Here is a 12,374-nt window from a genome sequence, read left to right on the forward strand (position 1 = left end):
TTTCGTTGATTTCGATGACTAGCCGGTCGTTGCTGCCGTGGCGGCTCCGAGAGTAGACGCCCTACGCCGACCGCTTCACCGCGGTCGCGCCGGCCGGTGCAATGTCGAGACGAGCGAGCATCGCCCGCGCCTGCTCGGCGCAGTGCTCGATCAGCCAGCGCTCGAACGCTAGGGGCGCGAGCGCGGGCGCGTAGAGGAAGCCTTGCACGACGTCGCAGCCGAGCTCGGCCAGCACCTTGCGCTGCGCCTCGGTCTCAACTCCTTCCCCGACGACAGTCATGCCGAGGCCCTGCCCGACGCGCACCACAGCGGTGGCGATCGCGAGCGCGCCAGCGTCACGCTCGATGTCGCGCATGAAGCTGCGGTCGATCTTGAGCTCGCGGATCGGCAGATGGGCGAGCCGGCTGAGGCTGGAATAGCCGGTGCCGAAATCGTCCACGGAAAGCCCGACGCCGAGCTCCCGGATCGCGTTCATCGTCTCGAGCGCGGCGACGCTGTCCTGCATGAACGCGCCCTCGGTGATCTCGAGCATCAGCGCATCCGCCGTCAGATCGTATTCGGCGAGGATATCCTTGAGCCGCGCGGCCAGCGTGACGTTGCGGAAATTGATCGGCGACAGGTTCACCGACACGGATGGAATGTTCAGCCCAGCGCGGCGCCAGCTCGCCATCTGCCGGCAGGCCTCGCGCACGGACCACAGGCCGATCTGCTCGATCAGGCCGCACTCTTCGGCGAGTGGGATGAATTTTGCCGGCGAGACGTCGCCAAGCTCGGCATCGTGCCAGCGCGCCAGCGCCTCGACGCCATGGATCGCGCCGTCGCAGCTGCGGATCTGCGGCTGATAGCGGAGGGTCAGCGTGCCCTCGGCGATGGCGCGGCGCAGCGCCGCAATCAAGGCCAGCCGCTGCTCGGTGAGCCCGTTCATCTCGGCGCTGAACAGGCGATGGGTCGAGCGGCCGGCCTGCTTGGCCATGTACATGGCCGCGTCCGCCTGCTGCATCAGGGTGTCGATGTCGGTGGCGTGATCGGGATAGAGGCTGACGCCGATGCTCGCCGACATCTGCAGTTGCCTGGAGCCGAGCCGCAGCGGCGCGGCCAGCGCTTCGGTGATTCCGGCCGCGACGCGCTCGGCACCCTCGGCGTTGCGCTGCGGCAGCAGGATCACGAACTCGTCGCCGCCGAGTCGCCCCAGCATGTCCTCGGGCCCGATCTGCTCGCGCAGGCGCTGCGCGAGCTGGATCAGGAGCTCGTCGCCGGCGGCATGACCGAGTGTGTCGTTGACGTCCTTGAAATGATCGACGTCGAGGAAGGCCAGCGCGACGTGGCTGCCGGTCGGGCAGGCATCGATGGCGGTGGTGATCAGGCGCCGCAATTGCGCGCGGTTCGGCAGGCCCGTGAGGATATCGTGATAGGCGAGCCGCGCGATCTCGGCGCGCGCTTCCTTGCGCTCGATCGCGAAAGCGCCGAGATTGACGCAGGCCTCGACGATGCGCCGATGCCAATTGCTCGGCGCGCGCGGCTCCCGGTAGTAGAAGGCGAACGTGGCGATGACCCGTCCGTCCTTGGCCTTGACCGGCGTCGACCAGCATGCGCGCAGGCCAATCGCGAGCGGCATCGCCTTGTACGGCCGCCAGCGCGGATCGGTCTCCAGATCCGTCGCCAGCACCGGCTCGCCGTAGAAGGCCGCGGTTCCGCACGAGCCGACATTGGGGCCGATGGCAACGCCGTCCAGTGCGCGGGAATAGTCCTCGGGCAGACTTGGGCCGCCGAGCGGATGGATCAGGCCCGCGGCATCGATATGAAGCAGCGAACAGACGACGTCGGGCGCGATCTGCTCGACACGGCGGCACAGCCGGTCGGCAATCTCGCCGATCGGAACCTCGTCGGCGAGCGCGCCCATGATGAGCTGCTGCAGCGAGCGCAGCTGCTTGGTCTCGGTGATATCCTCGAGCAGCGCGAAGATGTGCTTGACCTGGCCCTCCTGTCGCGGAAGGCATCGATGCGGGCGCAGACCCAGATCTCCTCGCCGTCCTTGTCATAGGCGAGCATCTCGACCTCGCCGCGGTGGCCACCCTCCATCAGGCGCTTGACGAGCTTCGCAACGGCCTTGCGATCGGTGTGGCGGCCGGCGAGCAGGCCCCTGGCACGGCGGCCCTCGGCTTCCTCGCTGGTGTAGCCGAACAGCGTCGTGAAGGCGGCATTGACGTAGACGATGCTCTGGTCGGTGTCGGTGATGAGCACCGCGCGGTTGGTCTGGTCGGAGACGGCGTGGAGAAGCCCGATCCTGGCGCGGCGTTCGGCATTCGCGGTGACGTCGCGCGCGAACACGATGCGATAGGTGATGCCTTCACTTGCAATGGATGAAAGCGAGATGGCCGCCCGGATGCGGCTGCCGTCGTTTCGCACGAGGCTGATCTCGTCACGGAATTCTGCAACCGGATCGGCCTGAAGGCATTTGAGGGTGAGAATTTCGGCGTCGTGACCGAGCACATCAGCGCGTGCGAGTTTCCAAATCCGCTCCGCACCGGCATTGAAATGCGTGATGCGATGCGCGCTGTCGACGATGACGATGCCCTCGTCGGCGCGTTCGAGCGCGGCCAACAGCACTTCCGGAGTTTCTGTCATGGCACAATCGGAGGCGGACATCGCTAGACCCGGAGGCATCGGGAAAATATGCAACCGACGCTAGCGCCACCATGGTGTCCAAGTCCTTTTTGCAGTCCCCTCGCACCGCGCCAAGACGCGACATGATTAACATTCCGCGAAAGAAACGAAGGTAATTGGGCGCGCACGGAACCTATTCGGCGCCGGTTTCCACCTGAAGCTTGCCGGCAACGGCGCGCACCTTGCGGGGCGCAGCTTGCCAGATCGAGAGCGCCGACAATCCGCTCACGATGATGGCGACGCCAAAGGCCAGCGTGTAGTCGCCGACCCGATCGTAAAGCAAGCCGGTGACCCAGGGACCGGCAGCGCCGCCGGCCAATGCCGCCAGCATGATCGTGCCGAAAATGCTGCCCTGGTGCTTGCCCTGAAAAATCTCGAACACCACTGCGCCCATGATCGAGGTCAGGCCGTAACCGAGCGCGCCTTGCGTGAACACCATGAGGTAGACCAGCCACAATGACGGCTGGAATTTCAGGGCCATCAGCGCCGCGAAAGAGATCGCAAAACCCGCGCAGCTGATCGCCCACACCCATTCCCGCCCGATCCGGTCGGAGACATGGCCGAGCAGGATCTGGCCGGGAATGCCGAGCAGGCTGACGATGCCGAGTGCCCACACCGCGACACCCGGGCTGAAGCCGATGTCGAGCAGGAATTTGGTCTGGTGCACCTGCACCGCGTACCAGATGTAGAGGCCGCAGAAATAGCCGAGCGCGATCCACCAGAACCGTGTCGTGGCGACCGCTTTCCGGAGTGTCCATTCGGTCCCGGCCCAGACGGGATCGACGACGTTGGAGGCGGGTTTTGCGGCGCCTGCGGCCGGGGCCGCATCGCCGTCAGGCCGAAGGCCGATATCCTCGGGACGTCGATGCAGGAACAGATTGATCGGCGCCAGCACGATCAGGATCATCAGGCCCATCGCCGTGCAGGCGGTGCGCCAGCCGGTCCCTTCGATCATGTGTTGCACCCATGGCAGCAGCGTGACCGAGCCGATGCCGACCCCGGCGAAGGCGATGCCGATGGCGAGGCCGCGCGTGCGGATAAACCAGTTCGGCAGGAACAACGACTGCCCGGAATAGCCGAGACACACCGAACCGGCGCCGACCATGACGCCGATGGTGACATAGAGATGCCATGGCTGGCTCGTGAGCGGCGCGAGCAGCAATCCGCCGCCCATCAGAACGACGCCGAGCTCCATCACCGCGCGCGGGCCGGCGCGGTCCATCAGCCGGCCGATCAGCGGGCTGACCATGCCCGACACCACGAAGCCGAAGGAGAAGGCGCCCGCGGTGACGCCGCGCTCCCAGCCGAATTCGGAGATGATGGGAGGGAAGAACAGCGAGAAGGCGGTGCGCGCGTTGACGCCGATGGCCATGGTGACGAAGGTCACCGCGACCACGACCCAGCCGTAGAAGAACGGAAGCCGCATTGTGTGTTTCATCCCTGGACGGCCCTTCCGACCATCCAGGACTGCCCGGGTCAAGCGCTTTTCGCGCATGCCTCATTGAGCGATCCTTGGGCGGCCGCCCTCAGGCCGCGTCGCGTTGCGACGATTTGGCGGGCGCGTCGAACAGGATCCGTTCGATCGGCTGCGGGCGGCCGAACAGATAGCCTTGCGCGAAATTGACGCCGAGCGCCTTCAGCCGCTCGTACTCCTCGCGGGTCTCGACGCCCTCGGCGGTGACCGACATGTCCAGCCCGCGCGCCAACGTCACGATCGAGGAGATGATGGCGGAGCTGCGCGGCTGATGCGTGAGGTTCCGGATGAACGATTTGTCGATCTTGATCTTGTCGAACGGGAAAGCGGTCAGATAGCTGAGCGACGAATAGCCGGTGCCGAAATCGTCGAGTGCGAGCGCGATGCCGATGCTCTTCAGCCGCTCCATGAAGGCGTGGTTCTCGACGCCACGCTCCAGCAGCACGGATTCCGTGATCTCGATCTCCAGCCGCTGCGGCGGCAATCCGGAATCGGCGAGCGCCGCGCTGATCATCTCGAACAGCTCGGCCTCCTTGAACTGGATCGGCGACAGGTTGACGGCGACCGCAAGATCGGACGGCCAGCCGGCCGCGTCCGCGCAGGCGCGCCGCAGCACAAACTCGCCGAGCGGCACGATCAGCCCGGTCTCCTCCGCAAGCGGGATGAACTGGTCCGGCGCAATCAAGCCGCGCGTCGGATGCCGCCAGCGCACCAACGCCTCGAAGCCGCGCCGCGTGCCGCTGAGGGCGTCGACGAACGGCTGGTAGTGCACCTCGAGCTGGCACCGCGCGATGGCGTCGCGCAGATCGCCTTCCAGCGTGCTGCGCGCCTCGAGCTCGGCCGACATCGCCTTGTCGTAGATGGTGAAGCAGTTGCGGCCCGACGATTTCGAGCGGTAGAGCGCCAGGTCCGCCTTCTTCAGCAGCTGCTCCTGATCGCTGCCATGATCGGGCGCGATCGCAATGCCGATGCTGGTACCGATCTCGACGCGGTGTCCGGGAAGAAGGAACGGCTCGGCCACGAGCTTGGCGATCCGCCCCGCCAGTTCGGTCGAGCAGACGCGCTGATCCTCGCAAGCTTCCTGGATGATGGCGAATTCGTCGCCGCCGAGCCGGGCCAGCACGTCGCTGGTGCGCAAAGCGGATTTCAGCCGCTGTGCGACCTGACGCAGCAGCGCATCGCCGGCACCGTGACCGAGCGAGTCGTTGACGTTCTTGAAGCGGTCGAGGTCGAGCATCAGGATCGAGAAGGTCGGACCGGCGTCCTTCAAACGGCCCTTGAGCTCGTCGAGCCGGGCCAGGAAGAAAGCGCGGTTCGGCAATCCGGTCAGGATGTCGGTCTGGGCGAGTTCGAGCACCCGCCGGTTCGCCAGTGACAGCCGCTGCGAATTGCGGGTTGCGAGCATGAGATAGGTCGAAAGCGACAGCGTCAGCAGCATGCCGACGATCAGCACCGCACCCGCGCGATCGTAAGTCGTCTCCAGCGGACCGCCGGCAGCCGGAACCGCCCGCACCTGCCAATCGGTGTCGCCGATCTTGAGATTGCCCGACCAGTGCAGGGCTAGCGCGACGTCCCGCATCGTCTGCGGCGCCGTCGCGGCCGACGAGTAATCCGGCAGCATTTGCTCCAGGCCGACGATCTGACCCGCGAACGGCGGATAGACGTTGACGCTGACCGCGGGGCTTGCCCCGGTGGTCACGCGAATGGACTGGATCAGCAGCGGCAGGTCGAAGACGCCGACGACGAAGCCGGCGAGATTGCGGCGCCGGTCCACGACCGCGTCGCGCGACGTTCCCTTGGCGTAGACGGGAATGGCGACGAGGACGTCGGGCAACCGGCCGCCCTCCTTCGGCTCGTAGAGGCGGGTGCGAATGGCCCCTATCCGGTCGGTGTCGCGCGCGCGCTCGAGGACCGCGCGGCGCTCCGGAACGGTCGCGTAGTCCATTCCGTAGACTGGAGACGTCTTCGGCTGGGTCGAGTAGAACACCGGAAAATATTCGTCGCTCTGCGGCGCGGTCGCGAACGCATCGCCCTGGAGCGACTTGATGCGATAGCCGGACACGCCGTCCGTGATCGCCGCGGCCTCGTATTCGGCGCGCTCCTTGCGGTTCACCCGCGGCACCCAGGAGATGCGCAGCATGCCGGGATGGCGCTCGAACAGGCGGGCGCTGAAGGTCTCGAATTCGCTGCGGGTGATCTCCTGATTGGTCGATTCGAACAGCGTGCGCAGCGCGACGAGCCTGGAGATGTACTCGCTCATGCCGTTCTGCATGACGATCACTTCGGTCTCGGCCGCGTTCTCGAACTCGATCTTGTTGACGCGGCCTTCCCATCGCGCCACGGCGGCTGCAGCCACGACCGAGAACAGAAGACCGACGCCGACTGCGACGAGCGCAGGGCGATAGAGCCCGAGCAGCGGCGCGGCACGCCACCATCCGGTCATACGCCCCCGATCCTGATCGTTCTGATCCCGACCGCCCATTCCAAAAACCGCCGTCCCCTGTCCCGCTCAACCGAACCTCTGGTTGAGCCGCCGGAGCCACTATCGGAACAGGACCGCGGTTAAGAACTGCACAATTTCGGAACCCGGCTTTTCCGCATTACCCGGTTTAGTTAATGAAGTGCAGGATGATGCGGGCTCTGTCGAAGCAAGTTGCCGGTTTTCCCCGGAGTAGTACGGAGCCGTCGATACATCGCCGATTCATCCCGTGGCGATAGCTTTCACGAAGCTACTCACCGCACCCAGCAAGACTTTTCTGATGTATCGATCTCGATCTGCGACATGCATCGTCATGACCGTCGCCGTCCTGGCAGCAATCATGCTGCCGGCGAAAGCCGACGAGATCGGCGTCAGCGAGGATGCGATCCTGTTCGGCCAAGCCGCAGCGCTCGAGGGTCCCTCCTCCACACTCGGACAGCGCATGCGGCAGGGCATTGTCGCAGCCTTCACCGAGATCAACGCCAAAGGCGGCGTCCACGGCCGCAAGCTCCAGCTCATCAGCCGTGACGACGGCTACGACCCCGACCGCTCGCTGGCGCAGACGCTGCGGCTGATCGAGGACGAGAAGGTGTTCGCGCTGATCGGCGCGGTGGGCACGCCGACCGCGGTGGCGACGATACCGATCACCAGCGCCAGGAACGTGCCCTTCATCGGTCCCTTCAGCGGCGCTGAATTCTTGCGCGACTTCGAGCTTGCGAACGTGGTCAACATCCGTGCAAGCTATGGCGCCGAGGCCGAGGCGTGGGTCAAGCATCTCACCGAGGATCGCCATTTCACCCGCATCGCCATTTTCTACCAGGACGACTCGTTCGGGCGCGACGGTCTTTCCGGCGTGAAGCGCGCGCTTGCCAGGCGCGGCCTCGAGCTCGCCGCCGAAGGCACCTTCGAGCGCAACACCCGCGCCGTCGCGTCGGCCTGGCGCACGATCAAGCGCGTCGAACCCGAGGCGATCGTCATGGTCGGGACCTACGGTCCCTGCGCCGAGTTCATCAAGCTCGCGCACCGCAGCGGCGCCAATCCGACCTTCGTCAACATCTCCTTTGTCGGCGCCGTTGCGCTCGCCAAGGAGCTCGGCCCCGAGGGCGAAGGCGTCGTCGTCACGCAGGTCGTGCCGTTTCCCTGGGACCGCTCGCTTAAGCTGGTCGCCGACTACCAGGCGGCGCAGACGGCGTTCGACCCGGCGCTGACACCGAATTTCGTGGCGCTCGAAGGCTATATCGCCGGCCGTCTCGCGGCCGCGGCGCTGGAACAAGCCGGACCGCAACCGACGCGCGCGAGCCTGCTGCGCACCATCAACGATGTCGGCCGCTTCGACATCAGCGGCAGCACCATCACCGTCGGCATGCGCATGCTCGACGCGCCGCCGAAGGTGTTTTTGACGGTGATCCAGAAGGACGGGACGTTCAAAGCTGTGGACCGGCTATAGAGCAGATCACGGCCGCCGCGTCCAGCGGTCGGCGTTGACGGCGCCTTGCGGGATCTCGCCTTTGACGATCGCTTCGACCTGCCGCACGGTTTCCAGCGACTGATATTCGATCGCCTGCGGCGTCAGGCCGCCGACATGGGGCGTGGCGATGACGTTGGGAAGCTTCGCAAGCTCCGGGCTTGGCATCTGGTCGGGCGCGCGGCCCACATCCATCGCGGCACCCGCGATTCGATTTTCAAGCAACGCCTTCGCCAGCGCCGCTTCGTCGACCAGGTTGCCGCGGGAGAGATTGATGAAGACCGCATGCTTCTGCATCCGCGCCAGCGCCGCCTCGCCGATCAGATTTTCGGTCTGCTCGTTGGCGATGGCAAGGCAGACGACATAGTCGGACGCGGCGAGGAGCTCGTCGAGGCTGACCTGCCGGATGGCACCGTCGGTCACGGTCGCAAAGGGATCTGCGACCAGCACTTCCATGCGCATCACCTTGGCGATTTCCCCGAGATAGCGCCCGATGCTGCCATAGCCAATGATGCCGATCTTGCTGCCGGCGAGTTGACGGCCCATCCGCGCTTCCGGCTTGCGGCCGGCGTGATAATCGGCCGTCGCTCGCGATACGCCGCGGGAGAGATCGACCATGAAGCCAACCGCGAGCTCGGCAACGGCTTGCACGAAGCCAGGCCCGGCGCGGGTCACGAGCACGCCGGCGTTCGAGGCCGCCTCGACATCGACGTTGCGGATGTCGACGGCGCAGCGGACGAAGGCGCGCAGGCGCGGCAGTTGCGCAAAGATCTCGCCGCGTCCCTCGGTCATGCGATCGGCCACGATGATGTCGACATCTTGCGCAGCGCGCACGAGGCTGGCTGAGACCAGCGTCTCATCGCTCTCGTGCAGGATCACCTCGGCGGTCGCGCGCAAGCCGTTCAGGCTGCGATCGCCGTAGTAATTGCGGCGCATCTCCGGCGTGTGGGCCAGCAGGACTTTCACGGCGATACTCCCTCAATAGCCGAACGCGCGCGGCAATGCCGTGCTGAGCCATGGCACGAACGCGATCACGAGCAGGCAAAGGAACAACAGGCCGAGATAGCCCATGATCGGCTTCACCGTCTGCTCGATCGGCACATTGCCGATCAGGCAGGCGCCGTAAAGCCCGAGCCCGAGCGGCGGCGCGAACAGGCCGATGCCCATCGCGATCACAAGCACCACCCCGAAATGCAGGGGATCGATGCCGAGCTGCACGGCCACCGGCAGCAGCAGCGGCCCGAAGATGATCAGCGCGGCCGCCCCCTCCAGCACCGAGCCCATCACGATCAGCACGCCGATCGCGAGCAGGATGAACAGCCAGGTGCCGCTGGTCTTGGACAATCCCAGCATGAAATCGCCGACCGCATGCGGCACCTGCTGCAGGGTCAGCGTGAACGCCAGCGATTGCGCTGCGGCAACGATGAACAGCACGAGCCCCGCGCGCGTCGCTCCCTGGACGAAGCTGTGCGCAGCCGATGTGAAGCTGAGTTCGCGGAACACCACGCTGCCGACGACGAGTGCATAAGCCACGGCGAAGGCCGAGATTTCCGTGGCGGTGGCAAAGCCGCTCTTGAAGCCGAAGAAGATCATGAAGATCAGGCCGAACGAGGCGATCGCGCCGCTCCACAGGCCCGACACCGGCATCTGCGGCGCGATGACCTCGGCATCAGCTGGAGACTCAGTTGGAGTCTCAATTGGAGTCTTGCCGAAGATGATGGAGACGGCGATCAAGGCCAGCGCCATCAGCGCCGCGGGCAACAGCCCTGCGACGAACAGACCACCGATCGACAGGTTCGCGACGAAGCCCAGGATGATCAGGTTGATGCAGGGCGGAATAGTCTCCGCCATCACCGCGGAGGCTGCGAGCAGCGCCACGGCGCCGCCCGGATTCTGCTTGGAGCGGCGCGCGGCCGGAATCAGCACGGAGCCGACCGCGGCGACGTCGGCCATCTTCGAGCCGGAAATGCCGGAGAACAGCACCATCGAGGCCACCATCACGACGTTCAAACCGCCGCGCATGCGGCCGACCCCGCGCTGCAACAGCTCGATCAGCCGCACCGACATGCCGTTGGCTTCCATGAGGTAGCCGACGAGAATGAAGAACGGAATCGCGAGCAGCACGAAATTGTCGATGCCGCGCGCCATCTGCTGGGCGAAGATCACGCCGGGCAGCGCGCCCTCGACCCAGATGAAGATCAGCGCGGCCAGCGCCAGTGCAAAGCCGATCGGCAAGCCACCGACCAACGTCGCAAAGAAACCGATCAGCATCAGCGTGCCCGCCGACGGCACCGTGGCGGGCGACAGATAATCCCAGGCGAGATAAAGGCCGGTCACGACGGCAATCGCGACGAGGCCTCTGACGATGTCAGGGAGCGGCCTGGCGCAGAGCTGGTCGATCGCAAACACCGTCATGAACAGCGCGCCGGCGCCCATCGGGTAGAAGGTCAGCTCCAGCGGCAGGCCGGATCCGGTGGTCTGGCCCGCCGTCAGCGAGCCGAGCTTGATGGCGTTGTAGGCGACGTAGCCCGAAATCAGCACCACCAGCAGCGCGCTCGCGGCGTCGACCAGCGCGCGCAGCCGTACCGGAGCCAGATCGCGGAAGAAAGAGACGCCGACATTCTCGCCGCGCGCGAGCGCGCTCGCCGCGCCGAAGAAGGCCGATCCGACCATCAGTCCGCGCGCGACGTCGTCGGACCACTCCACCGGCGCGTTGAAGCAGAAGCGCAGCAGCACGGAACCGCAGACGACGACGAGATCCGTGGCCAGCAGGATGGCCGCGATCGCGTCGCTGAAGCGAAGCAGCAGGGCGATGCTCCCGTGGCGGCCGCCCGAGAGAGGTACGGCAGCTGTCATTGCCACGTCAGGCCTGCGTGGCGCGGATGATGTCGATCACGGCCTTGGATTCCGGCCGCGCCTTCATGAAGTTCTCGATCTGCGGCGCGACGCGCTTTTTGAACGCCTCGCGGTCGCATTCGGCCACCGTCACGCCCTTTTCGGTCAAGGCCGACAGCGCTTCCTTCTCGACGGCGAGCCCGTGGGTCCGCGTGTCGGCCGCAGCCTTCTTCGCGGCATCGAGAAATCCCTCGCGCAGCTTCGGATCCATGCGATTGTAGGTCGTGTCGCTGAAATAGATCGCGAGCGGCGAGAAATTGTGCTGCGTCAATGCATAGAATTTCGCCGTTTCGAAGAACTTGCTGGCCAGGATGGTCGGCGGGTCGTGCTCTAGCCCGTCCAGCACGCCGGCCTGCAATGCCGTGTAGATTTCGCCGAACGCCAGCGGCGTCGCGGCGGCTCCCATCAGGCGCAGGCATTCCGTGATGACGGGATTTGGCAGCGTGCGGATCTTGAGACCGGCGAGATCTTCCGGCGTCTTCACCGGCTTCCTCGCAAGTACGCTGCGTGAACCGAAATTATAGGCCCAGGCGATGATGCGGATGTTGCTGCCCTTGAGCAGCGCGTCCTCGATCGGCTTGGCCGCGCCAGCGTCGAACGCCTTGGTCTGCTGCGGAAAGCTCGAGAACAGAAAGCCGAGGTCGTAGGTGCCGACCAGCGGCACCAGATTCGCCGAGATCGAGGAGCCCGACACCATGAGGTCGATGACGCCGAGCTTCACTGAGTTGATGACGTCGATTTCCTGACCCAATTGGTTGTCGGGAAAGAACGCGACCTCGACCTGCTCACCGAGGCCGTTCGCCTTCAGGTTCTTCACCAGATTGTCGTAGTAGACCCGGCCGTTGGCGAATTTGGGATCGTTCGGCAGCGACGAGGAGCATTTCAGCTTCAGCGTCGCGGCTTCGGCGCGGCCGATGAGTGCGGGGGAAAGCACGAGGCCGGCAGCAAGTCCCGTCGACGACTTGATGAACGCGCGACGGTTCACGGGCACGATGGACATAATGCGGTTTCTCCCCAATTATTGTTTTTCGAGCAACGGTCGTTGCCGCAGCCCGTTGCGCGGACTGTATGGCCAAAGCGACGGCGCAGGCAAGGCTTGCGGCCGGCCGTTGCAAAGCGGCGTGTCGCGAGGATCAACGGCATCAGCGCGCGGCAAAACAGCCATGTTTTTGCGGGATTCTCGATCAGATCGGCATGGGGCCGATGCGCGAGAAGATGCTTTCGCGCAGCGTTGGGCATCGATCCAATTGGCGCATGGATCAATGCGCAATTCACATGGATGGCGCCAGAACGATGCCGCACCAGCTCTGGCAGACCTTCTGCCCCATTTTGCCGCAGCTCAACGTGATCCAGTGCACAGACAGACGCATGGCGGCCACCTAGAAAAGGTGACATCA

At 65.3% G+C, this 12,374-nt stretch carries 7 protein-coding genes and 1 pseudogene; 2 read left to right on the plus strand and 6 right to left on the minus strand.

What is annotated here, in order from left to right; translation table 11 throughout:
* Positions 1-61: 61 nt before the first annotated feature.
* The 3 genes and pseudogenes from IVB50_RS05185 to IVB50_RS05195 form a co-directional block, all read right to left on the minus strand.
* Positions 62-2,646: pseudogene (locus IVB50_RS05185) on the minus strand (EAL domain-containing protein).
* A 151-nt stretch (positions 2,647-2,797) separates the two neighbouring features.
* On the minus strand, positions 2,798-4,090 hold the full coding sequence (locus IVB50_RS05190) for an MFS transporter (protein ID WP_018454302.1): 1,293 nt from the start codon (positions 4,088-4,090) through the stop codon (positions 2,798-2,800).
* A 100-nt stretch (positions 4,091-4,190) separates the two neighbouring features.
* Entirely contained in the window at positions 4,191-6,581 is a 2,391-nt protein-coding gene (locus tag IVB50_RS05195) for an EAL domain-containing protein (RefSeq protein WP_018454301.1), read from the minus strand.
* Between the two features lie 349 nt (positions 6,582-6,930).
* Here IVB50_RS05195 and IVB50_RS05200 point away from each other — a divergent pair, with 349 nt between their 5' ends.
* Complete coding sequence (locus IVB50_RS05200) at positions 6,931-8,064, plus strand: ABC transporter substrate-binding protein (RefSeq protein ID WP_018454300.1); 1,134 nt, start codon at positions 6,931-6,933, stop codon at positions 8,062-8,064.
* Between the two features lie 6 nt (positions 8,065-8,070).
* On the opposite strand, the gene IVB50_RS05205 is transcribed toward IVB50_RS05200, so the two are convergent.
* The 3 genes from IVB50_RS05205 to IVB50_RS05215 are packed head-to-tail and all read right to left on the minus strand — an operon-like array spanning position 8,071 to position 11,977.
* Positions 8,071-9,048: a hydroxyacid dehydrogenase gene (locus tag IVB50_RS05205; RefSeq protein ID WP_018454299.1), complete on the minus strand. Its 978-nt coding sequence runs from the start codon at positions 9,046-9,048 to the stop codon at positions 8,071-8,073.
* Between the two features lie 12 nt (positions 9,049-9,060).
* Entirely contained in the window at positions 9,061-10,938 is a 1,878-nt protein-coding gene (locus tag IVB50_RS05210) for a TRAP transporter large permease subunit (RefSeq protein ID WP_018454298.1), read from the minus strand.
* 7 nt (positions 10,939-10,945) lie between these two features.
* Positions 10,946-11,977: a TRAP transporter substrate-binding protein gene (locus IVB50_RS05215; RefSeq protein WP_085350285.1), complete on the minus strand. Its 1,032-nt coding sequence runs from the start codon at positions 11,975-11,977 to the stop codon at positions 10,946-10,948.
* A 68-nt stretch (positions 11,978-12,045) separates the two neighbouring features.
* On the opposite strand from IVB50_RS05215, the gene IVB50_RS05220 reads away from it, so the two are divergent.
* The gene (locus IVB50_RS05220; RefSeq protein WP_026232707.1) at positions 12,046-12,360 is read left to right on the plus strand and encodes a hypothetical protein; all 315 of its coding nucleotides are present in this window, start codon (positions 12,046-12,048) and stop codon (positions 12,358-12,360) included.
* Positions 12,361-12,374 lie beyond the last annotated feature (14 nt).

Source organism: Bradyrhizobium sp. 87, from assembly GCF_023073015.1.
Lineage (GTDB): Bacteria > Pseudomonadota > Alphaproteobacteria > Rhizobiales > Xanthobacteraceae > Bradyrhizobium > Bradyrhizobium canariense_D.